The organism is Candidatus Methylopumilus planktonicus (assembly GCF_006364715.1).
Classification (GTDB): domain Bacteria; phylum Pseudomonadota; class Gammaproteobacteria; order Burkholderiales; family Methylophilaceae; genus Methylopumilus; species Methylopumilus planktonicus_A.
On record NZ_CP040984.1, the window covers coordinates 60689 to 80923 of the forward strand.

26 protein-coding genes, 3 tRNA genes and 1 pseudogene are annotated in these 20235 nt (G+C 37.8%); 15 read left to right on the forward strand and 15 right to left on the reverse strand.

Annotated features, from left to right (window positions below):
* Positions 1 to 2: 2 nt before the first annotated feature.
* From rbfA to pnp, 4 genes are all read left to right on the forward strand, one after another.
* Positions 3 to 350: a 30S ribosome-binding factor RbfA gene (gene rbfA / locus FIT63_RS00270; protein WP_317615392.1), complete on the forward strand. Its 348-nt coding sequence runs from the start codon at positions 3 to 5 to the stop codon at positions 348 to 350.
* A 9-nt stretch (positions 351 to 359) separates the two neighbouring features.
* A complete protein-coding gene (gene truB / locus FIT63_RS00275; RefSeq protein ID WP_140006088.1) occupies positions 360 to 1262 on the forward strand; it encodes a tRNA pseudouridine(55) synthase TruB in 903 nt (300 codons plus the stop codon).
* 67 nt (positions 1263 to 1329) lie between these two features.
* Positions 1330 to 1599, forward strand: coding sequence for a 30S ribosomal protein S15 (gene rpsO / locus FIT63_RS00280; protein ID WP_046486665.1), 270 nt, complete (start codon positions 1330 to 1332; stop codon positions 1597 to 1599).
* A 177-nt stretch (positions 1600 to 1776) separates the two neighbouring features.
* Positions 1777 to 3906 (forward strand): polyribonucleotide nucleotidyltransferase, encoded by a 2130-nt coding sequence (gene pnp / locus FIT63_RS00285; RefSeq protein WP_140006089.1) that lies wholly within the window; start codon positions 1777 to 1779, stop codon positions 3904 to 3906.
* Positions 3907 to 3975: 69 nt separating this feature from the next.
* On the opposite strand, the gene dksA is transcribed toward pnp, so the two are convergent.
* From dksA to folD, 3 genes and pseudogenes are all read right to left on the reverse strand, one after another.
* Complete coding sequence (gene dksA / locus FIT63_RS06900; RefSeq protein ID WP_046489132.1) at positions 3976 to 4338, reverse strand: RNA polymerase-binding protein DksA; 363 nt, start codon at positions 4336 to 4338, stop codon at positions 3976 to 3978.
* 96 nt (positions 4339 to 4434) lie between these two features.
* Positions 4435 to 4722, reverse strand: a pseudogene (locus tag FIT63_RS06905) (hypothetical protein); the annotation flags it as partial.
* Between the two features lie 96 nt (positions 4723 to 4818).
* A complete protein-coding gene (folD, locus tag FIT63_RS00295; protein WP_140006090.1) occupies positions 4819 to 5673 on the reverse strand; it encodes a bifunctional methylenetetrahydrofolate dehydrogenase/methenyltetrahydrofolate cyclohydrolase FolD in 855 nt (284 codons plus the stop codon).
* 138 nt (positions 5674 to 5811) lie between these two features.
* Between folD and FIT63_RS00300 the strand changes: the two genes are divergently transcribed.
* From FIT63_RS00300 to FIT63_RS00315, 4 genes are all read left to right on the forward strand, one after another.
* On the forward strand, positions 5812 to 6111 hold the full coding sequence (locus FIT63_RS00300; RefSeq protein WP_189340915.1) for an EF-hand domain-containing protein: 300 nt from the start codon (positions 5812 to 5814) through the stop codon (positions 6109 to 6111).
* 74 nt (positions 6112 to 6185) lie between these two features.
* Positions 6186 to 6262 (forward strand) — tRNA-Pro (locus FIT63_RS00305).
* Positions 6263 to 6325: 63 nt separating this feature from the next.
* Positions 6326 to 6402: transfer RNA gene (locus FIT63_RS00310), tRNA-Arg, on the forward strand.
* Between the two features lie 15 nt (positions 6403 to 6417).
* A tRNA-His gene (locus FIT63_RS00315) sits at positions 6418 to 6493 on the forward strand.
* 12 nt (positions 6494 to 6505) lie between these two features.
* Here the strand turns inward: FIT63_RS00315 and FIT63_RS00320 are convergent.
* Positions 6506 to 7120: a TetR/AcrR family transcriptional regulator gene (locus FIT63_RS00320; RefSeq protein ID WP_140006092.1), complete on the reverse strand. Its 615-nt coding sequence runs from the start codon at positions 7118 to 7120 to the stop codon at positions 6506 to 6508.
* A gap of 73 nt (positions 7121 to 7193) precedes the next feature.
* Here FIT63_RS00320 and FIT63_RS00325 point away from each other — a divergent pair, with 73 nt between their 5' ends.
* The 3 genes from FIT63_RS00325 to FIT63_RS00335 all read left to right on the forward strand — a co-directional run bounded on the left by FIT63_RS00325 (position 7194) and on the right by FIT63_RS00335 (position 11626).
* Positions 7194 to 7667: a DUF2269 family protein gene (locus FIT63_RS00325; RefSeq protein ID WP_140006093.1), complete on the forward strand. Its 474-nt coding sequence runs from the start codon at positions 7194 to 7196 to the stop codon at positions 7665 to 7667.
* Between the two features lie 320 nt (positions 7668 to 7987).
* Positions 7988 to 8734 carry a HesA/MoeB/ThiF family protein gene (locus tag FIT63_RS00330; protein WP_140007132.1) on the forward strand — a complete coding sequence of 249 codons (747 nt, stop codon included), beginning with the start codon at positions 7988 to 7990 and terminating at the stop codon, positions 8732 to 8734.
* A 90-nt stretch (positions 8735 to 8824) separates the two neighbouring features.
* Positions 8825 to 11626 carry a valine--tRNA ligase gene (locus FIT63_RS00335; protein ID WP_140006094.1) on the forward strand — a complete coding sequence of 934 codons (2802 nt, stop codon included), beginning with the start codon at positions 8825 to 8827 and terminating at the stop codon, positions 11624 to 11626.
* Here the strand turns inward: FIT63_RS00335 and FIT63_RS00340 are convergent.
* The 6 genes from FIT63_RS00340 to FIT63_RS00365 all read right to left on the reverse strand — a co-directional run bounded on the left by FIT63_RS00340 (position 11618) and on the right by FIT63_RS00365 (position 14948).
* Positions 11618 to 11854, reverse strand: a complete 237-nt coding sequence (locus FIT63_RS00340) for a sulfurtransferase TusA family protein (RefSeq protein WP_140007133.1) — start codon at positions 11852 to 11854, stop codon at positions 11618 to 11620. The two genes, FIT63_RS00335 and FIT63_RS00340, sit on opposite strands and share 9 nt — an antisense overlap.
* Before the next feature lies 1 nt (position 11855).
* Positions 11856 to 12179, reverse strand: coding sequence for a rhodanese-like domain-containing protein (locus FIT63_RS00345; protein WP_140006095.1), 324 nt, complete (start codon positions 12177 to 12179; stop codon positions 11856 to 11858).
* 19 nt (positions 12180 to 12198) lie between these two features.
* A complete protein-coding gene (locus FIT63_RS00350) occupies positions 12199 to 12597 on the reverse strand; it encodes an MAPEG family protein (protein WP_140006096.1) in 399 nt (132 codons plus the stop codon).
* Positions 12598 to 12666: 69 nt separating this feature from the next.
* Entirely contained in the window at positions 12667 to 13392 is a 726-nt protein-coding gene (locus FIT63_RS00355; protein WP_140006097.1) for a lysophospholipid acyltransferase family protein, read from the reverse strand.
* A 6-nt stretch (positions 13393 to 13398) separates the two neighbouring features.
* The gene (locus FIT63_RS00360) at positions 13399 to 13746 is read right to left on the reverse strand and encodes a DUF3147 family protein (RefSeq protein WP_140006098.1); all 348 of its coding nucleotides are present in this window, start codon (positions 13744 to 13746) and stop codon (positions 13399 to 13401) included.
* Positions 13746 to 14948 carry a GNAT family N-acetyltransferase gene (locus tag FIT63_RS00365; RefSeq protein WP_140006099.1) on the reverse strand — a complete coding sequence of 401 codons (1203 nt, stop codon included), beginning with the start codon at positions 14946 to 14948 and terminating at the stop codon, positions 13746 to 13748. The genes FIT63_RS00360 and FIT63_RS00365 overlap by 1 nt, the downstream gene beginning before the upstream one ends.
* Before the next feature lie 39 nt (positions 14949 to 14987).
* Here FIT63_RS00365 and FIT63_RS00370 point away from each other — a divergent pair, with 39 nt between their 5' ends.
* Both FIT63_RS00370 and FIT63_RS06800 read left to right on the forward strand, forming a co-directional pair.
* On the forward strand, positions 14988 to 15287 hold the full coding sequence (locus tag FIT63_RS00370; RefSeq protein ID WP_223259919.1) for an HNH endonuclease signature motif containing protein: 300 nt from the start codon (positions 14988 to 14990) through the stop codon (positions 15285 to 15287).
* Positions 15288 to 15329: 42 nt separating this feature from the next.
* Complete coding sequence (locus FIT63_RS06800; RefSeq protein ID WP_156157758.1) at positions 15330 to 15503, forward strand: hypothetical protein; 174 nt, start codon at positions 15330 to 15332, stop codon at positions 15501 to 15503.
* On the opposite strand, the gene FIT63_RS00375 is transcribed toward FIT63_RS06800, so the two are convergent.
* Together FIT63_RS00375 and FIT63_RS00380 are read right to left on the reverse strand one after the other, a co-directional pair.
* Positions 15493 to 16395, reverse strand: coding sequence for an ROK family protein (locus FIT63_RS00375; protein WP_140006100.1), 903 nt, complete (start codon positions 16393 to 16395; stop codon positions 15493 to 15495). The genes FIT63_RS06800 and FIT63_RS00375 overlap by 11 nt on opposite strands.
* On the reverse strand, positions 16396 to 17007 hold the full coding sequence (locus tag FIT63_RS00380) for a DedA family protein (protein WP_140006101.1): 612 nt from the start codon (positions 17005 to 17007) through the stop codon (positions 16396 to 16398). It lies immediately after the preceding gene.
* 82 nt (positions 17008 to 17089) lie between these two features.
* On the opposite strand from FIT63_RS00380, the gene FIT63_RS00385 reads away from it, so the two are divergent.
* Positions 17090 to 17344, forward strand: coding sequence for a hypothetical protein (locus FIT63_RS00385; RefSeq protein WP_140006102.1), 255 nt, complete (start codon positions 17090 to 17092; stop codon positions 17342 to 17344).
* Positions 17345 to 17382: 38 nt separating this feature from the next.
* Positions 17383 to 18846, forward strand: a complete 1464-nt coding sequence (locus FIT63_RS00390) for a protein adenylyltransferase SelO (RefSeq protein ID WP_140006103.1) — start codon at positions 17383 to 17385, stop codon at positions 18844 to 18846.
* A 44-nt stretch (positions 18847 to 18890) separates the two neighbouring features.
* Here FIT63_RS00390 and FIT63_RS00395 read toward each other — a convergent pair whose 3' ends face one another.
* The 3 genes from FIT63_RS00395 to FIT63_RS00405 all read right to left on the reverse strand — a co-directional run bounded on the left by FIT63_RS00395 (position 18891) and on the right by FIT63_RS00405 (position 20230).
* Complete coding sequence (locus FIT63_RS00395) at positions 18891 to 19217, reverse strand: hypothetical protein (RefSeq protein ID WP_140006104.1); 327 nt, start codon at positions 19215 to 19217, stop codon at positions 18891 to 18893.
* A 167-nt stretch (positions 19218 to 19384) separates the two neighbouring features.
* A complete protein-coding gene (locus FIT63_RS00400; protein ID WP_140006105.1) occupies positions 19385 to 19693 on the reverse strand; it encodes a hypothetical protein in 309 nt (102 codons plus the stop codon).
* 234 nt (positions 19694 to 19927) lie between these two features.
* The gene (locus FIT63_RS00405; RefSeq protein ID WP_140006106.1) at positions 19928 to 20230 is read right to left on the reverse strand and encodes a hypothetical protein; all 303 of its coding nucleotides are present in this window, start codon (positions 20228 to 20230) and stop codon (positions 19928 to 19930) included.
* Positions 20231 to 20235 lie beyond the last annotated feature (5 nt).

Sequence of the window (20235 nt, forward strand, 5' to 3'; positions counted from 1 at the left end):
CCATGGTGAATCGCTCTTATGCAAGAAGTGATCGCATTTCAGAACAAATAAAACGAGAACTCGCAGAGCTTATTCAGTCAGAACTCAAGGATCCTGCTGTGGGAATGTTGACGATCACTGAAGTTCAAGTCACCCCTGACTTACTCCACGCTAAAATATATTTTACTTCTCCTACAAATGACCCCTTAATCATGCAAGGCCTAGATCGCTCGACAGGATATTTACGTGCGCAATTATCAAAACGTATGGCGACACGCGGCATCCCACAACTTCATTTTGTGTACGATACGTCGATTGATGAGGGGATGAAGATTTCACAACTCATTAAAGACGCACTACCTCCTCAGTAATTTATTTTCATGCAAAAGAAGTCTACGAAGCGCGAGATTGATGGCGTTTTTTTACTCAATAAGCCACTTGGATTTTCATCCAATCAAGCCTTAAAAAAAATCCAATGGTTATTTAATGCAAAAAAAGCAGGACACACAGGCACGCTTGATCCTATGGCCTCAGGACTTCTTCCTATTTGCTTAGGTGAGGCTACAAAATTTTCACACCGTCTTCTTAATGCTAACAAAACTTATATCGCAACAATTCAATTCGGCGTGACCACTACGACTGGCGATCAAGAAGGTGAGGTGATTTCAGAAAAAGAGGTTATTTTTAATGAAGTCCAATTGAAAGAAACGCTGCAAAAATTTATAGGCGATATTACACAAATACCCCCGATGTATTCCGCATTGAAATTTGAAGGCAAGCCCCTCTATGAATATGCAAGAAAAGGGATTGAAATTGAACGCAAATCTAGACAAATCACCATCTATGACATCAAGCTTATAAAAGTTAAAGGCAGTGTCACGACTCTTGAAGTTTCCTGCAGCAAGGGGACTTATATTCGTACTTTGGCAGAAGATATTGGGCAAGCACTAGGGTGTGGCGCTCACTTAAAGGGCTTAGAAAGAACCCAAACGGGCAATTTTCAGTTGTCAGATGCCCTCTCGATCGAAGCTCTTGAGGCTATAGCCGTTGCATCTCGAGAAAAAATACTTTTGCCTATCGATGCATTATTAGAAGGGCTATCATCGATTGAGCTGACTTCGACTGAAACAGAAGCGATTAAAAAAGGGCAAAGCATTGATTTTATTAGTAAAAATGAAGAAGAATTACGCTTATATAGCGCTTCAGGTAAGTTTTTAGGGGTGGGCCAGCCCGACCTTCAAGGACACCTGCTTCCTAAGCGCTTAATAGCAAATATATTATAAAAAACATATTGTTAAATCAAAAGAATACAATTAAAATACGCGGTTCTGAATGAGGAGAGAAGATTAAATGGCATCAACAGCAGCTGAAAGAGCCAAAGTTGTAAGTGAATATCAACAGGCAAAGAACGATACAGGATCCCCAGAAGTGCAAGTTGCACTTATCACAAGTCGTATTGGTTATTTAACAGATCATTTCAAAACCAATGCAAAAGACCATCACTCACGTCGTGGACTTTTAGCACTTGTAAGTCAACGCAGAAAATTATTGGATTACCTTAAAGGTAAGAGTTTAGGTCGCTATCAATCATTGATTGAGCGTCTAGGTTTACGTAAATAATTTTTTTAACTATTTAAATTAATTAGTTTAAGAAATTTTTGATTCGTAAGTTTTGAAGCCGATTGCAACCCTTCTTAAAAAGGAAGATGCCTCGGCTTTTTTATTGGATGTTAAATGTTAGTTAATGTATTCGTTATTAAGAAGTGAATAACGGATGAAAAAAGAAAAGGGTAAATTATGTTTAAAGCAATTAAGAAGAGTATTCAATTTGGTGCACACACCTTAACACTGGAAACAGGCGAGATAGCAAGACAAGCAGATGGCGCAGTATTGGTGAGTTATGGTGATACAGCGGTATTAGTGACAGTCGTAGGCAGACATGATGTTAAAGCAGGACAAGATTTTTTCCCCCTCACAGTTGATTATCAGGAAAAAACATATGCTGCAGGTAAAATTCCTGGCGGTTTTTTCAAACGAGAAGCACGTCCAAGCGAAAAAGAAACACTGACTTCACGTTTAATTGATCGTCCATTACGTCCTTTATTTCCAGAAAGTTTTTACAACGAAATTCAAATCGTGGCGATGGTCGTGTCATCTGATAGTGAAATTGATTCTGATATTCCAGCAATCATTGGCGCTTCAGCAGCATTAGCTATCTCAGGCATTCCTTTCTATGGGCCAATTGGTGCTGCGCGCGTGGGATATATCAACGAAGAGTATGTGACTAATCCAACAGCATCACAATTAAAAGAAAGTGAACTTGATCTTGTTGTTGCGGCAACAGACTCGGCTGTATTAATGGTTGAATCAGAAGCAAAGGAATTACCTGAAAGCGTTATGTTAGGCGCTGTACTTCATGGCCATAAAGAAATGCAAGCTGTGATCAAAATGATTAATGAATTAGCTAAAGAAGTTGGCAAAGAGCCATGGGATTGGGTTGCCCCTGAACCTGATAAAGCGCTCATTAAAAAGATTCATGATTTAGCAGCAAAAGATGTTCACGCTGCATTTCAAATTAAATCAAAAGGCGAGCGCTCAGCTAAGCTAGATGAAATTAAAAATAAAGTATTCGCAGAGCTTATTACTGAAGATACAGATACTGGCGAAACTAATAAAATTAAAAATGAATTTTTTAATTTAGAAGCAAAAACAGTGCGTACACAAATTTTAGATGGAGAGCCACGTATCGACGGACGAGATACTCGCACAGTCAGACCGATTGCGATTAGATCAAGTGTACTTCCTAGAACTCACGGTTCAGCACTTTTCACACGTGGTGAAACGCAAGCACTTGTAGTTGCTACATTAGGCACAGGTCGCGATGAGCAAACGATTGATGCACTTCAAGGTGAGTATTCAGACCGCTTCATGCTTCATTACAATATGCCTCCTTATGCAACAGGTGAAACAGGACGTGTGGGCACACCTAAGCGTCGTGAAATTGGTCATGGTCGATTAGCAAAGCGTGCATTGCTTGCTGTCCTCCCTTCTAAAGAAGATTTTAGCTATACGATGCGTTTAGTTTCTGAAATTACAGAATCAAATGGTTCAAGCTCTATGGCATCTGTATGTGGCGGTTGTTTAGCATTGATGGACGCTGGTGTCCCAATCAAAGCTCACGTGGCAGGTATTGCGATGGGTCTTATTAAAGAAGGCAATCGTGTTGCTGTTTTGACAGATATCTTAGGTGATGAAGATCATTTAGGTGATATGGATTTTAAAGTGGCAGGTACTGAAGATGGTATTACAGCGCTTCAAATGGATATTAAAATTACAGGTATCACCACTGAAATTATGCAAGTGGCATTGAGCCAAGCTAAAGAGGGACGTGAACATATTTTAGCAATCATGAAAAAAGAAATGAAAGGTAGCCGTCAAGAGCTATCTACATTTGCACCAAGAATTATTACTGTGAAAATTCATCCAGATAAAATTCGCGAGGTGATCGGTAAAGGCGGATCAGTGATTAAAGCCTTAACTGAAGAAACCGGCGCTACGATTGATATCGAAGATGACGGTACTATTAAGATTGCTTGTGTGGATGGTCTTCAAGGTGAAGAAGCGAAGCGTCGTATTTTAGAAATCACAGCAGAAATTGAAGTAGGTCAAATCTACGAAGGTACTGTGATTAAGATGTTAGATTTTGGTGCAATTGTATCTCTTCTTCCTGGTAAAGATGGCTTACTCCACATTTCACAAATTGCTCATCAACGTGTGAATGCGGTGACTGACTTCTTGTCTGAAGGACAAAAAGTTAAAGTACAAGTAATTGAAGTGGATGACAAGGGCCGTGTTCGTGTAAGTGCAAAAGCACTGATTGAGCCTCCGGCTGCTGAAGAAAAAGCAGAAAGCAAGAAAGCAGACTAAGTGTCTTAGATTAATTTAAGACAACAAAAAACCCGGGAGATCCCGGGTTTTTTTATTTAAATAAATCAATTAACCTGCCATTTGTTTTTCGCGGATCTCATCAAGTGTTTTGCAATCAATACAGAGTGTTGCAGTGGGACGAGCCTCTAAACGTTTTAGACCAATTTCTTCGCCACAGCCTGTGCAGTATCCATAATCTTGGCTTTCGATATTTCTTAAAGTCTCATCTATTTTTTTGATAAGTTTGCGTTCACGGTCACGATTTCTAAGTTCAAGCGCCATATCCGATTCTTGGCTTGCACGATCGTTTGGATCTGCATGTGAGGTCAGCTCATCTTGCATTGTATGCACTGTGCGATCCATATCATGACTTAATTCTGTTTTCCATTCATTAAGAATGCTGCGGAAATGATTAAGCTGGCTTTTACTCATGTAGCCCTCACCTTTTTTAGCTTCATAAGATCTAAATTGTTTTAGACCCTTTTGAGATGAGCTTTTAACTTTAAGAGGGACAATTTTTGCAGGGACAGGTTTCTTAGATGCAACTTTTTTAACTACAACCATTTTAGGTGCTGGTTTTTTCTTTGCCACAACTTTTTTAACTGGAGCTTTTTTCTTTGCAACGATTTTTTTAGCGACAACCTTTTTAGGAGTCGGCTTTTTCTTTGCCACAACTTTTTTAACTGGAGCTTTTTTCTTTGCAACGATTTTTTTAGCGACAACCTTTTTAGGAGTCGGCTTTTTCTTTGCCACAACTTTTTTAACTGGAGCTTTTTTCTTTGCCACGACTTTTTTAGCTACTTTTTTAACTGCCATTTTTTAATCCTAAAGTAAAAACAAATGCAAATAATCGCGAAAGTTTACACTGATCGACTATGAAAGCAAGATGTAATTGACGTAATTTACGACTATTTATTGGGTGGATAGCTTTTGTGCGAGAAGCGTATTTTCCATTAATGTTGCAACCGTCATAGGTCCGACGCCGCCTGGGACAGGAGTAATAAAACCAGCCCTTGTTTTTGCGATATCAAATTCAATATCACCTATTATTTTTCCGCTCTCAAGCCTATTGATACCAATATCAATTGCAATAGCACCAGGTTTAATCCAGCTTCCTTTAATCATGTCTGGTATGCCAGCCGCTGCCACAACAATGTCCGCCAATTCAATTTTTTGTTGGAGTTTTTGGGTATAGCGATTACATATAGTAACGGTGCAGCCTCCTAAAAGAAGCTCTAAGGCCATAGGGCGGCCAACATGATTTGATGAACCAACCACGATTGCATCAAGCCCTTGGATTGCCAGCTGGGTAGCTTTAATAAGCTTCATGACACCATAGGGAGTGCAAGACCTTAATTGGGGCCGCTTTATTGCTAAAAGGCCAATATTTTTAGGATGAAATCCATCGACATCTTTAAGTGGTGAAATATTTTCAAAAATGACGTCATTATTAATGTGTGAAGGTAAAGGTGACTGAACTAAGATGCCATCAATACTAGTATCATTATTTAATGTTTCAATAAGTGTTAAAAGTTCTTTTTCAGAAGTTTCATTAGGTAAGTCATAAGCAATCGACTTGACGCCAATTTTTTCACAGGCCAAACGTTTATTTTTGACATAGATGGACGACGCAGGATTAGAGCCTATAAGAACGACCGCTAAACTGGGATTGCGAATACCTTTTTTTGATCTCACATCAATTTCTTTTTTGAGATCTTGAAGAAGATTTTCAGCAATCGCTTTACCATCAATTATCTTGGCTGACATGAATTGATCCATCAATAAAAAAATTATCTTAACATATTGAATTTTAAATTTGTTCCATACTTGGTGAATCTTTTGTAAGAAGAAGCATCAAAGAGTATGATTACTATAAATTATTTTTTTAAGAGGAGCTTTAAGATCATGAAGAAAAGTGTTTGGGTAATAATTTCACTAGGATTAATTTTCGGTTTAAATCCACCTATTTTTGCAGACCATCATGATAAGGGCGAGCATTGTAAAATGCATACAAAAAAATCATTTGAAGAAGCCGACAAAGATCGTGATGGAACCCTGGATCGTGAAGAAGCAAAGGTTGTTTGCAAAGAGGATTTCGATCTTATGGATAAAGACCGTGATGGTACATTGTCTAAAGAAGAGCTTAATGCATGTAAGGGTAAAAAAGGTAAATCAGGCCATAAAAAAGCCGCTAAACCAGCGTAAATAGAAGAAATGCCGAGGTCTAAGACGGCGGCTTCATTTGACCTCAGCCCTTAATTAGGCTATATTCTCGCCCTCGGGGTGTAGCGTAGTCTGGTAGCGCGCCTGCTTTGGGAGCAGGATGTCGGGAGTTCGAATCTCTCCACCCCGACCAGATTTAGCATCTTACTTATTATAGAAAAAAAGGATTTTCTGTAACACGCTTTGTGTTGTTAAGCTGCCCGTAGCTCAACTGGATAGAGCACCAACCTTCTAAGTTGGGGGTTACAGGTTCAATTCCTGTCGGGCAGGCCAATTTCTAGTTCATTGGTGGCTGTAGCTCAGTTGGTAGAGTCCAGGATTGTGATTCCTGTTGTCGTGGGTTCGAGCCCCATCAGCCACCCCAATTATTAAGCGTCTATCTAAAAGACGCTTCAATAAAAAAATTTACGTTTTTTAATATTAACTGCTCATCATCTTTTCTAGATGGCTTCTTAAGTCCCAACATACATCGGATATGATCAAGCCCTAAAAATAAGGATAAGAACTGAGAAGCAGAGGAATCTGAATTGGTTATTTTTAAAGATTTTTCTTTTGAACATTGATCTAAATAAACCGCTACTTGTTGATGAATTTCAAGCGGACCTCTTTGATAAAACTCAAGACAAAGCTCAGGATGAATTAAGGCTGATGAGAACATTATTCTATGTGTACCTAAGGTTTCTTCTTTCCTTAAAAGCGTAAGAAATTGTTTAGCAATTTTTAACAAGCCATCTTTTGGATTTCTCGGATCAAGCTCTTCAATATTAAAAGAAAATTCTTCATTAACTTTATCCGTGATCGTAGCTCCAAATAATTTTTCTTTAGATTTGAAGTGACTGTAGATAGTCATTTTAGTAACACCTGAAATTTCAGCTATGTCATCTAGAGTTGTTTTTTCAAATCCATTCTTAGCAAAAAGCATTCTTGCTGTTGAAATAACAGACTTTAATTTCGAAGTGTCAATTGGTCTTCCACGAGTCTTTTTAATCATAGATAATTATTATACTTGACAGTATATTTATTGTAATTATTATAATCGTATTAACTTACTAAAGAAGATAGAAATGGAAAATTCGTACTTAATATTAAAATCAATCCATATTTTTGGTGTTATTTTGCTTATGGGAAATATCATCGTGACTGCTTGGTGGAAATTCAATGCTGACAAAACCAAAGATCCAAGAGTGATTAAGTTTGCTCAGCGACAAGTAACCCTTACAGATTTTGTCTTTACAGCACCTGGAGCTTTACTTGCTGTATTAGCTGGAGATTCAATGTCTTATGGTTTTATGTCTAATACTTGGGATATTCAATGGTTAACTTGGGGACGTTCACTTTTTATAGCTTCTGGTGTGATTTGGGTCACCATCTTAATACCAACCCAGATAAAACAGGCTCGCTTAGCCCGTAATTTTTCTGATACCAAATCAATTCCTACTGAATATTGGAAGTTAAGCAAGCGTTGGAACATATTCGGAGCTTTAGCAGTTATTCTTCCCCTTATTAATATTTATTGGATGGTTTTTAAACCTGTTTAATTAGTAAAAAGTTTTATACTTTAAATAATGGGGTTCGATCCCATAAGGGATCGATAAGGAACGACAACAGCTGTTGTCGTTTTTGTTTTTAAGTTCGCTACAGCTGTAGCGAGTCAAATTTAAGTCAAAAATCAACCTTAAAAGTATAATGTATTATACTTTTCATCACTTAAGTCATTGATTATAATACTAGTAAACAGTATTGTGATTCCTGTTGTCGTGGGTTCGAGCCCCATCAGCCACCCCAGTTTTAAATGCATTGAATCAACAGTTAATTGACGATATAGTCATTTCAACTTTAATTAATGTTTAATGCATTCATGGACGATCAGCAACTTCTTCGATATAGCCGTCATATCTTATTGCCTGATATTGAATATCAGGGGCAAGAAAAACTTCTTAATAGCCATATACTCATTGTAGGTGCAGGTGGTTTAGGTTCACCTATTGCAATCTATTGTGCAGCTGCCGGTGTTGGAAAAATGACGATATGTGATTTTGATGATGTAGATTTAAGTAATCTACAAAGACAAATCATTCATGACACACAATCAGTTGGCATTAATAAAGCCTCTTCTGCAAAACAGTTTATTCAATTACTTAATCCAGATGTAGAAGTGATTGCTGTAACAGAAAAACAAACTGAAGCAAGCATGAAAGTCATTGTAAAAGATGTAGATGTCATTATTGATGGCTCAGATAATTTTACTACACGCTATGCGCTTAATCGAATCGCAGTGTCATTAAAGAAGCCACTAGTTTCAGGTGCTGCAGTGGGTTATGAAGGTCAGATTAGCGTCTTTGATATGAGACATGATAAGAGTCCTTGTTATCACTGTCTATTTCCAGATACAGGCGACCGCAGTGAAACGCGCTGTGCTGATAATGGTGTTTTTTCACCCACAGTGGGCATGATAGGCACTGCTCAAGCTGCCGAAGTCATGAAGATTATTTTAGGCATAGGCGAGTCTTTAGAGGGGCGCTTATTATTGCTTGATGTGAAATCGATGCAATGGAAAAATATTCAACTTAAAAAAGATCCATCTTGCGCTGTTTGTTCTAAGTGATTTTTTATGGCAGACATCTGCCCTGAGGCCTGATATCACTTATCCCTATGTTAAAATGAATCTTTAACGAATCCTCTATGTGCTTTATTCATGGAAAATAATCTCTCTAAACCTTTTAGCCCAAAAGATATTGAAAGTCATTGGTATGATTTTTGGGAATCAAAAGGCTTTTATCAAGCAGGCTTAGATACTAAGCAAAAAAATTCATTTTGTATTTTATTGCCGCCACCCAACGTCACAGGAACGTTGCATATGGGGCATGGATTCAATCAAACACTTATGGATGCATTAACACGCTATCACCGTATGAAGGGCGACAACACGTTATGGCAGCCCGGTACCGATCATGCAGGCATTGCAACACAAATCGTTGTTGAAAGACAGCTGGATAAAGAAGGTATTTCAAGACATAGCCTTGGACGAGAAAAGTTTTTAGAAAAAGTATGGGAGTGGAAAGCCTTCTCAGGCGGCACGATCACAGAGCAGATGCGTAGACTTGGTACTTCACCTGATTGGTCTCGCGAACGTTTCACGATGGATGAAGGTTTATCAAAAACGGTGACAGAAACATTTGTCAGCTTATTTAAAGAAGGACTGATTTATCGCGGTAAACGTCTAGTAAATTGGGACATTCAATTACAGACAGCCGTTTCTGATTTAGAAGTAGTGCAAGAAGAAGAGGATGGATTCTTGTGGCATATTCAATATCCACTCGCATCTGGTGATAACCATTTAACTGTTGCTACCACTCGACCTGAAACAATGCTGGGTGACGTTGCGATTATGGTTCATCCTGAAGATGCACGATATCAAAAACTTGTTGGCCAAATGGTAAAACTTCCTTTATGTGATCGTGAAATTCCAATCATCGCAGATGATTATGTTGATCAAACATTTGGGACGGGCGTTGTTAAAGTAACGCCCGCGCATGACTTCAATGACTATGCTGTAGGGTTGCGACATAAGCTACCTATGATAAGTGTGTTGACGCTCGATGGATATATTAACGAGGCAGCACCTAAGGCCTATCAAGGGCTAGATCGATTTGTTGCACGTAAAAAAATTGTAGAAGATTTAGAGGCTCAAGGATTTCTTGTAAAAACTGAAAAACATAAACTTAAAGTTCCACGAGGTGATCGAACAGATGTGGTGATCGAACCAATGCTGACTGATCAGTGGTTTGTTGCCATGACTAAAAAAAGCCATGATGGAAAAAGTATTACAGAAAAAGCCCTTGATGTTGTGAAGACGGGTGAAATTAAATTCTTTCCAGATAACTGGGTGAATACTTATAACCAGTGGCTGAACAACATTCAAGATTGGTGTATTTCAAGGCAGCTTTGGTGGGGCCATCAAATCCCAGCTTGGTATGGTGATGAAGGTCAGGTGTGGGTTGCGCATAATGAGGAAGAAGTAAAAGCCTTAGCTTTAAAAGATGGCTATCAGGGAAGTTTAAAGCGTGATCCAGATGTTCTAGATACTTGGTACTCATCAGCGCTATGGCCTTTCTCAACTCTTGATTGGACGCCTGATTATCCAAAGGTGTCAAACCCAGCTCTCGATCTCTATTTACCCTCGACGGTATTAGTGACAGGTTTTGATATTATCTTTTTCTGGGTCGCTCGAATGGTCATGATGACTAAACACATTACTGGAAAGATTCCATTTAAGCATGTTTATGTGCATGGACTCATCCGTGATGCAGAAGGCCAGAAGATGAGTAAGTCAAAAGGAAATGTATTGGATCCTATCGATTTGATCGATGGCATTTCACTTGAAGCACTTATTGAAAAAAGAACAACCGGGCTTATGAATCCAAAACAAGCCGAATCAATTACTAAAAAAACACGCAAAGAATTTCCAGAAGGTATCGCCGCTTTTGGCACAGACGCCTTACGTTTTACTTATTCAAGCTTAGCGAGTCCCGGACGTGACATCAAATTTGATCTTCAACGTTGCGAAGGCTATCGAAATTTCTGCAATAAATTATGGAATGCGACACGTTTTGTTCTTATGAACTGCGAAGGTAAAGAAAATGGTTTTGGAGAATGCGTAGAGGGTTATCTTGAATTTTCAAAAGCTGATCGTTGGATTGTGAGCGAATTGCAAGAGAGAGAAGTGGCTATTGAAAAAGCATTTTTAGATTACCGATTTGATTTATTGTCACAAGAGCTTTACCAATTTGTTTGGGATGAATTTTGTGATTGGTATCTTGAGGTTGCTAAAGTTCAATTGCAAATGGGTAGTGAAGGAGAGCAAAGGGCGACACGGCGAACACTTTTACGCGTTCTTGAGATTATTTTGCGATTAATACATCCAGTAATGCCTTTTATTACCGAAGAAATTTGGCAAACGATCGGCCCTATGAATGGAAAAAAAGGCCCTTCGATTATGCTAGAGCCTTATCCTCAAAGTGACAGCAAAAAAATTGACCGAGAAAGTATTCAATGGATGTCTACTTTGAAAGAGATGGTAGATGTGTGCCGAAAACTTCGCGGCGAAATGAATATTTCCCCAGCACAAAAAATTCCACTTGTGATCGCAGGAAATAAAAAGTCACTTCAGCTCTATGCACCCTATCTTAAAGCACTTGCTAAATTAACTGATGTTGAAATTGTGGAAGAGCTTCCAGCAATCGATGCGCCAGTGATGTTAGTGAGAGACTTTAAATTGATGCTTAAGGTTGAAGTAGATGCTGCAGAAGAAAAAGAAAGAATTACAAAAGAGCTTAATCGCATTCAAATTGAAATCCAAAAAGCCAAAGGTAAGCTAGAAAATGCCAGCTTTATAGATAGAGCCCCTGAGGCAGTGGTAGCACTAGAAAAAAAACGCTTAGAAGAGTTCTTAGAGAGCTTTGAAAAGCTTAATGTACAACTAAAAAAGTTAGCTTAAACGACGTTTCTTGATAAAGAAAGTAATGACGCCATCTTCGTCTTGAAGAGATAAAAGTTCATGTCCTGTCTGGAGACAAAATGCATCAAAATCTTTTTTGCTTCCAGGGTCTGTGGCAATAATTTTTAAGACCTCATCAGATTTAATTTCATTTAAACCTTTTTTACATCGCAAGATCGGAAGTGGACATTTAAGTCCTGTTGCGTCAACTTCATAATCATAATGCATATTATTTAAGTGCTGAGAAAGTGAAGCCGGCATTTGCCCAAGCAATAATACCGCCCGCTAAGTTATACACGTCATGATAATCATGTTCAGCTAAATAAGATGCTGCGTGAGCTGAGCGAATGCCGCTATGGCAATAAAAAACAATACTAGATTTTTTGGAAAGTTTACCGAAAGCTTGAGGAAGGCTTGAAAGCGGAATATGTTGCGCACCTTGAATAACGCCTCTTGCAACCTCATCATCATTCCTTACATCAATTAAAACTAAATCATCTTGCTTGAGCATGCTGTGTAAGGTTGCGGCATCAATGGTCATAAAAGCACTCATGAGGATAACAGCTTAAATATTAAAGAATTTTTTGAATGATCAGCGCAATTACATTTGTTGCAGCTAGCGCTTGAAGTCCCCAGAGCGTGAATTTCATCCCCTTCACTCTAAGTTCCATATTAGGTGTTACTTCCAGAAAAGCTTTTGCATAATAAAGTCGGCCCGCAGTAAATACACCACCTAAAAGTAAAACAATCGTCCAATGAATATGGTTGGCTTCAAGGCATCCTAAGAGAATAAGACCTAAAGGAACATATTCCGCAAAGTTTCCGTGCGAACGAATCGCTTGTTGCAAGTCTTCTCGACCGCCATCACCCAAAGACACTTCATTTTGACGTCTTAGGTTAATGACGTTTAATGCTAATTTAACGTATACAAAGGTAAGAATAGCGGCGTAAATAGCAGTAAGTTTTAACATGATGTTTAAATTGAATAATCTAAGATGCACTCATTATAACATCGAGATGAGAGCGATATAAAAGGGCGCTTAGTTAATTTTGAGTGCAATAGCTTCTTGAAGTTTGAGCGACAGGTCTTTTCTTGATTGCGAAGGCTTGACCGGATGCCCAATATGTAAAATGACCTCAATTTGATTGGATTTAGCCACTCGCTTAAAGGATTGAAGTAAAGTCGTTGAACCATGAAAGCTCGTGCGGTTTGTAAGAACTTTATTTTCCTTATATTTGATTGAGAGAGGTAAAAGTAATTTGTCAGACTCAAAGGCTGATTGAAATAAGCTGCTCTTAAAAGGAAGCACTTGGTATCCGTTTGACGTAATGCCTTCAGGGAAAATACATATTGACTGTTTTTCATTTAAAAAGTGATGGTTCATCGCTTGGATGACATCAGGTAAATTTGATTTACGATTACGGTCAACAAAAATGGCACCTGAAATTTTAGCCAGCATCCCAATAATAGGCCATGTTTTGACATCCGATGCTGACACGAATGTGACAGGCTTTAATGAAAAGATCACAGGAATATCTAGCCATGAAATATGATTTGAAACGATAAGATAACTATCTTTACTTAGAAGCATTAAAGCTTCGCCATTGAGTGTAATTTTAATCTTTAAAATACGTAGGAGACGTTTCGCCCAGTATTGAATAAGAAGATGATGGATATTTTTTGGAAGAACAATCATCGCGATACAAAGAATTAGTGCGAGAAGTAAATGAAACGCCATGAAAACAGATTTAAAAATAAAGTTCATAGTGGATTATAAGAGTTCGATGCCATAAGGCTTTAGAATTTTTGCAAAAATATAAAATGTAACTAAAGTAATGACAACAGATATGCCAAGTGTTGACCAAAAACCAAATCGTTTAAGTAAAAAAGGAAATGCTAGGAACATGGGTAACGTAGGTATGACATACCAAAAAGTATACCAAGCATGATTTGCAATTTTAGATTCCGGCTGTTTTTCTAAATATAGCCAAATTAAAGTTAGCACTGTCACAAGAGGAAGCGCTGCGATGAGCCCACCTAAACGATCACTTTTTTTAGCTATCTCAGAAATAAAAACAACCATACCTGAGGTGATTAGAAGCTTAAATAAAATCCACATTACATTTCTTCTTTCATTAATTGAATGTCAGGCTTTTCTTCAGGAAAGGCCTTTAAATAAACTGCCAAGTCTGGATCAAGCGTATTCCAATTGACCAAGCTTGCTACTTTTTTATATATTTCATGCATAAAGCGATTTCTGTGCTTACAGAAATTTGTAAGATGAATGAGTTCATGACCCGTTTCGATTTTAGCAGGATAAGCTGTTTGGCCACTTTGAATTGTTTTGGCACCAATTTTATACGACCAATTAACAGCTTCAATCCATAAGCGAAAGTAGATAAACCAATCTCTAGGGGCGTCATAATCAATGCCAATAAATTTGTTAATCACGTGCCCTTTAAGATCAAAACAAAGCATAAAAGCCACAATCTCTTGAGAAGACTGGTGTCTTAAGACAATAAAGTGCGCTTCTTTTTCGCGAGAAATAAATTCAAAGAATTCGGGTGTTAGCTCTTCAAATTTAGTTTTACCTTTTGAATAAGTTCTTGAGAATAGTCGGTAAAGCTGATGAAGGGTTTGATTGTCAGGCAAATGAACTATGCTGACATCCAAAGGAGCTGGAAGTGCTTTTTTTAGCTTTTTTAGAAATTGGTCTCTTCTAGACGATTTGAGAGAGTTTATATAATCGTCGGTATTTCCGCCTTCAAGTGTTACAAGTGCCGACGGAAAACTTATAAGCGGGAATAATTTTTTAGATTTGGAAATGGTGGCAAGTGTTTGATGGTATATATTTGGAAAGTCTTTCCAAACTAACATAGCTGCTTTGTATTTTTGCGCTTGTTTTTCAGCAGCCTCCTGGACACAGAGAAAAATATCATCCTGTGTTACTGTCTGAGCTTTTAAAATTTTTGGATCAATCCCGATATGCCCCTCATCAGAGCCGGCACTGCCAATAAAAAAAGTACGTTGATATAAGAAAGACGGGATGATTTTGCTGATTAGCTTTACGATTGGCAAAATCATCGGAGGCATCACAAGCTCAATGGGCACATCCTTGACGAAAGCAGGGGCGATGGCAATTGGCTCTCCATTCAAAGAAATCAGACCATAGGTAAAAGTGAATTGCTCTTCTAGGTGAGCACACTCGAGTGATCTGTACCACCACTGACCTTCGTACGGTGCTGGAAAACAACTATCCCAGAGCGCCTGTGGTATTTGCGATTCAGAATTAAGCCATTCAAGAGAGAGCTGTTGTATCATCTATCAGAATTATACTTAAAACGTCGTGATTCTAGACTTATGCAGAAATTTTTATTTTTTTTAATTACACTTTTCTTTAGCGGGTTACTTTTTGCAGTTCATTCAGATTACTGTGTGAACTGTGAACGGGATGAACATGGGCGCATTAAAAGAAGTCTTGAAGCCAAGAAAGCTTTTAAAAAAATACAACCATGTCCATCAACAAGTAAACCTTTTGGAGCTTGTCCCGGTTATATTATTGATCACGTCATTCCTTTAAAGCGAGGTGGCATAGACGCTCCATCAAATATGCAATGGCAGACTGTCGAAGAATCAAAAGAAAAAGACAAATGGGAATAACTTATTATATGAAACGCAATTTCAAGTAATATAATCTATATTATGGGACGACAAATATTTTATATTGATTATCCGCAAGAGCATCAAGGCGATGCATTACATGCTTATCAATGTAAGTTTTGCAAAATAGATACGGTAAAAATTAATGGATTACTTGAAAATCATTTGCCAAATTGTAACTATAGAGTTGAAAAAGAAAAAACGATTACTGAGTAAGTCCTCGACCAATTAAAGCAGCACCAATGACACCAGCTGAATCACCCAGCATGTTTTTAACAATCGGCGTTGAAGGCGTGTCATTAAAAATACGTGCATAAACTTCAACAATACCTTCCTTGTATAAACTTTTTTCATTAGAAAGACCGCCACCTAATACAACAATATCAGGGTCTAAGATATTAATAAGATTAGCTAAGGCTTGACCAAAGCGCGCATAAAAATCTTGTTTAATATTTTTTAGGGCTTCGTCTTTCGATGGGGCATTAAAAAAATCAATCGCTGAGAGTGTCTTTCCTGTTTTATCTTGAATTCTTTTTTCTAAACCACACCCAGATATAAAACTTTCTACACAGCCATTTGCCCCACAATAACAGGGGTAGCCTTGAGGATCAATCACCATATGACCCCATTCACCCGCGATATTTTGTGGCCCCTGTCTAATTTTTCCATCAAATACAATGCCACCGCCACAGCCTGTTCCCATGATGACGCCAAACACAGAGGGATATCCTTTACCTGCTCCCATTAATGCTTCTGCAAGAGCAAAACAATTAGCATCATTTTCAATCACGATGTCATGGACTAGCTTGTCTTCAAGAAGAGATTGAAGTGGCAAGCTGTTTAAGCAAAGTGTATTAGAGTTTTTAAGTAGATGTGTTTTCTTTGAGATCGAGCCAGGCGTTCCTAAGCCTAGTGAATGTGTTTTATTCTGTATAGATATGAGCGCTGTTTTATAGAGCGAATGAATTTGCTTAAAGATATGCTCGCTACCTAAATGGGCTTCTGTGAGTAATCGCTCCCGAAAAATAATCTTGTCCTGACTGTCTAAAACAGCCACTTCAATTTTAGTGCCACCTAAGTCAATACCGATATGATAATTAGATGTCATTTAATTATTTTGAAAATGACGTTTGATATACCAAGCGATGAAAATGATTGCACCACCAGCAATCACATAATGAAATTCGTGAAAGTAAACTTTTAATGAGTCCCAGTGCTCACCAAATACCATGCCTGTGTATGCAAGTGCCCAGCACCAAATAAATGAGCCGACAAATGTGTAGATAATAAACTTAGTCATATTCATACGCGCAATTCCTGCAGGAAGTGCAATAAAAGTTCTTACCGCTGGAAGAAGGCGACCTAAAAAGATAATGATCTCACCATAATTTTTAAACCAATCATCTGCCATCCTTAAATCTTTTTTAGAGATGAGTACGAAACGGCCATATTTTTCAGCAAGCTGTCTGCCACCTGTTTTTCCTACATAGTAAGCAGGTATAGAGCCCAATACACAGCCTAGCGCACCCATTAAGGCGACTACCCAGAGCACCATCTCACCTTTAAAAACAAGATATCCTGCGAAAGGCATAATAATTTCGGAGGGTAATGGAATACAGGCTGACTCAATCGCCATCAGTAATACGATACCCCCATATCCCATAGTGGATATAACACTCATAATCCAAACAGCTAATAATCCAATTAATTTTTCTAGCATCACGCATAACCTAATATAAGCTGATATCGAATTCTATCTTATGTTTCATAAACCTTTAGTGAATCTGCAAATTTTTAATATAATGAATTACACAATTTTTAAAAAAACATATATGAAACATATCACGCTATTATTTTTATTTTTCTTGCTTTCAAGCTGCAGCATGATGACCTATACGAATCAGAGTAAGCTATCAAATACGAGCAAAACTTATATTATTAACTGTGCTTTTTGGGATGCTTGTTATGCAAAAGCAGAAAAGCTATGTTCAAATGGGTATAGCCTTGTAGATAAATCAGCAAGCTTGCCTTACAGTTTAGAAATTTCATGCAAGTAACTGTAAGCTAATAACCTGTTAAATCTATCGTGCATGCAATGAATATCCAAAAGATAAATAAGGTAGCTTGGCACTTTAATCATAGCTATACAAAATTACCCAAAGACTTTTTTGTCGAACAACTCCCAGTAAAAGTATCAAATCCAAAACTTATTTTATTAAACGAGCCTTTATTAAAGGCTTTAGGTTTAGATAAAGAAGCCTTAAGTCCTGAGGCTTGGGGCAATATTTTTTCTGGGAATGAACTTCCTGAAAAAGCACACCCTATTGCAGAAGCATATGCGGGACATCAGTTTGGACACTTTGCGTTATTAGGCGATGGGCGGGCTGTCCTCTTCGGCGAACACATTAACCCGGAGGGAGATCATTTTGATATTCAATTTAAAGGATCAGGGCAAACGCCTTACTCTAGACGTGGTGATGGTCGCGCCGCATTAGGACCTATGTTAAGGGAGTTCATTATAAGTGAGGCGATGAATGCACTGAATATTCCCACCACAAGAAGTTTGGCAGTAGTGACAACAGGGGAAAGTGTTATGCGGGATGAAGTGTTGCCTGGTGCGATACTTACGCGTGTAGCAAAAAGTCATATTCGTGTAGGTACTTTTCAATTCGCATCCACATTAAATGATATCAATAAATTAAAAGCACTCGCTGATTACACGATTGATCGCCACTATCCTGAGTGTAAAGCAAAGGACAATCCCTACCTTGCTTTTTTAAATGCGGTGATTGAAAGACAAGCGTCGCTTATTAGTCAATGGATGCATGTAGGTTTTATTCATGGCGTTATGAATACGGACAATATGTCCATCAGTGGCGAAACGATTGATTATGGGCCTTGCGCGTTTATGGATCGTTATCACCCTGAAACCGTCTTCAGCTCCATTGATCGTCAAGGTCGTTATGCATATTCGAATCAACCACCTATAGCGCAGTGGAATCTAGCAAGATTTGCTGAGACTTTAATTCCGCTTATAGATCATAATGCTGATAAGTCAATTGAATTAGCTTCTCAGTCTGTTAATAATTTTTCAGACCAATTTCAAATAGCATGGTTAAAAGGTATGCGACAAAAGCTAGGTTTATTTAATGAAGAGGCAAGCGACATTGAATTAATCAACGAATTATTAGTGCTTATGCAAAAAAATAAAGCTGACTATACGCTTACATTTAGACATCTTTCATCCGATGCGATTTTAAAGGATGCTATTTTTAAAGATACATCATTTAAAGTTTGGTATAAAAATTGGCTCCATTGCATTCAAAAACAAAAAGAAGGTGAAGAGACATCAAGACTCAAGATGTTAAAATATAATCCAGCAGTCATTCCGCGTAATTATTTAGTAGAGAAAGCTTTGTCCCTGGCAGTGGCTGATCAGGACTACAAGTTTTTAAATGATTTGATTGCAGCGCTTTTGAAACCCTATGAGGACTCGCACGTATTTAGCGAGCCACCTATAGAGGAAGATAAGTCTTATAAAACATTTTGTGGCACTTAAAAAATCACATATGAGGCACTAAGCCTTATGTGTGACGATCGAAACTATTTCTTTTTCGTAGCTTTAGGTGCTTCTTTTACTTTTGAAGGTTTAGCAGACTTTATAAGGAGCGCTTTAAGATCTTCAAGGTCTTTACTTTGAGCCGCTACTTTTTCTTCCAATTCAGACATAACAGCTTTCTTTTGTGCGTCAGCTTTTTCATAGTCAGTTACTTTTTGGTTAAGCGTTGCAATTTGACCATTTAAATTTTTAATTTCTGCAGTTTGTGAGCTCAATTGATCTTCCGCGTTATAAGCGCTATATGAAAAGTAACCCGCTACCGCGATTAAAATTGCAATGATGATGTTTTTAAAAGTGCCAGAGTTTTCCATCTATGATTCCTTCTTGATTATGTTAAATTTAAAAAGTATTCGTTTACATACATACTCTCTTAGGTAGGCATAATATAAGAAAGTTCAGCAATCTCAAAGCGACTGAAAGCTTTTGGGAAAATAGAAAACCCGCTTAAAAGCGGGTTTTCTTTAAAACAAGTAATCAATTATTTTAAAACGATCACTTTTGTAGCTTTTGAACAGAGCTCAACTCTTGATTTATCCACCATACCTACAACATCTTCTGAGCGAAGATTAGCTTGCAAAAGAGCTTTCTCAGCTTCTGTTTGAGCTTTGCAAGCAAGCGCAAAATCCTTATTTCTAACAGCGATGTCGCTTAAATTTTGTAAGCGCACTGCGCGTTCTAATTCATGAAATTTTTCATTGCTTTGAACGAATGTGGACGCAGCCACCGTAGTTGATATTGCTGCAACAGCAGCGACAATAATAAGACTTAAACGTACTGACTTTTTCATTTTTTTATCCTTTTGGGTTGTATTAATTTTGTACACTTTTGATGTACTTGATCATATTAGTCGATAATTGTTAACAAATTATGACATTGGCATAGCTCTAGCACTGCAAGCGAAGTGGAGACTCTTAAATCTATAATGGACCCTTAAGGCCTCACTCAAGATTATTTTTTAAAAAAATTACTATGCTATAAATAAAAAAAGCCAGCGAGCGCTGGCTTTTAAATTTGATCTAAATTATTTAGATTGTGTATTTAGTGCCTTGCTGCAAAGCTCTTGATTGCTCTTATGAATCATGCCAAGCAAGTCTTCAGACTTGGAGTGAACTTTACCTAGATATTCCTCTGCCTCAGTTTGTGATTTACAAGCAAGGACATAATCTTTGTTACCAATAGCGATTAAAGTTAAATTTTGTAGGCGTGAAACAGCCTCTAATTCTTTAATTTTTGTTCTGGCGTTAACATATTTAAATGCGATAGCTGCTGTAGCAACTAATCCAATAAGTGCCACTGCTATTGTTACTTTTGTATTTTTTTTCATTACTT

Coding starts and splice junctions, on each gene's coding strand:
- rbfA (WP_317615392.1), top strand. CDS start 3: ATGGTGAATCGCTCTTATGCAAGAAGTGATCGCATTTCAGAACAAATA.
- truB (WP_140006088.1), top strand. CDS start 360: ATGCAAAAGAAGTCTACGAAGCGCGAGATTGATGGCGTTTTTTTACTC.
- rpsO (WP_046486665.1), top strand. CDS start 1,330: ATGGCATCAACAGCAGCTGAAAGAGCCAAAGTTGTAAGTGAATATCAA.
- pnp (WP_140006089.1), top strand. CDS start 1,777: ATGTTTAAAGCAATTAAGAAGAGTATTCAATTTGGTGCACACACCTTA.
- dksA (WP_046489132.1), bottom strand. CDS start 4,338: ATGAGTAAAAGCCAGCTTAATCATTTCCGCAGCATTCTTAATGAATGG.
- folD (WP_140006090.1), bottom strand. CDS start 5,673: ATGTCAGCCAAGATAATTGATGGTAAAGCGATTGCTGAAAATCTTCTT.
- FIT63_RS00300 (WP_189340915.1), top strand. CDS start 5,812: ATGAAGAAAAGTGTTTGGGTAATAATTTCACTAGGATTAATTTTCGGT.
- FIT63_RS00320 (WP_140006092.1), bottom strand. CDS start 7,120: ATGATTAAAAAGACTCGTGGAAGACCAATTGACACTTCGAAATTAAAG.
- FIT63_RS00325 (WP_140006093.1), top strand. CDS start 7,194: ATGGAAAATTCGTACTTAATATTAAAATCAATCCATATTTTTGGTGTT.
- FIT63_RS00330 (WP_140007132.1), top strand. CDS start 7,988: ATGGACGATCAGCAACTTCTTCGATATAGCCGTCATATCTTATTGCCT.
- FIT63_RS00335 (WP_140006094.1), top strand. CDS start 8,825: ATGGAAAATAATCTCTCTAAACCTTTTAGCCCAAAAGATATTGAAAGT.
- FIT63_RS00340 (WP_140007133.1), bottom strand. CDS start 11,854: ATGCATTATGATTATGAAGTTGACGCAACAGGACTTAAATGTCCACTT.
- FIT63_RS00345 (WP_140006095.1), bottom strand. CDS start 12,179: ATGAGTGCTTTTATGACCATTGATGCCGCAACCTTACACAGCATGCTC.
- FIT63_RS00350 (WP_140006096.1), bottom strand. CDS start 12,597: ATGTTAAAACTTACTGCTATTTACGCCGCTATTCTTACCTTTGTATAC.
- FIT63_RS00355 (WP_140006097.1), bottom strand. CDS start 13,392: ATGAACTTTATTTTTAAATCTGTTTTCATGGCGTTTCATTTACTTCTC.
- FIT63_RS00360 (WP_140006098.1), bottom strand. CDS start 13,746: ATGTGGATTTTATTTAAGCTTCTAATCACCTCAGGTATGGTTGTTTTT.
- FIT63_RS00365 (WP_140006099.1), bottom strand. CDS start 14,948: ATGATACAACAGCTCTCTCTTGAATGGCTTAATTCTGAATCGCAAATA.
- FIT63_RS00370 (WP_223259919.1), top strand. CDS start 14,988: ATGCAGAAATTTTTATTTTTTTTAATTACACTTTTCTTTAGCGGGTTA.
- FIT63_RS06800 (WP_156157758.1), top strand. CDS start 15,330: ATGGGACGACAAATATTTTATATTGATTATCCGCAAGAGCATCAAGGC.
- FIT63_RS00375 (WP_140006100.1), bottom strand. CDS start 16,395: ATGACATCTAATTATCATATCGGTATTGACTTAGGTGGCACTAAAATT.
- FIT63_RS00380 (WP_140006101.1), bottom strand. CDS start 17,007: ATGCTAGAAAAATTAATTGGATTATTAGCTGTTTGGATTATGAGTGTT.
- FIT63_RS00385 (WP_140006102.1), top strand. CDS start 17,090: ATGAATTACACAATTTTTAAAAAAACATATATGAAACATATCACGCTA.
- FIT63_RS00390 (WP_140006103.1), top strand. CDS start 17,383: ATGAATATCCAAAAGATAAATAAGGTAGCTTGGCACTTTAATCATAGC.
- FIT63_RS00395 (WP_140006104.1), bottom strand. CDS start 19,217: ATGGAAAACTCTGGCACTTTTAAAAACATCATCATTGCAATTTTAATC.
- FIT63_RS00400 (WP_140006105.1), bottom strand. CDS start 19,693: ATGAAAAAGTCAGTACGTTTAAGTCTTATTATTGTCGCTGCTGTTGCA.
- FIT63_RS00405 (WP_140006106.1), bottom strand. CDS start 20,230: ATGAAAAAAAATACAAAAGTAACAATAGCAGTGGCACTTATTGGATTA.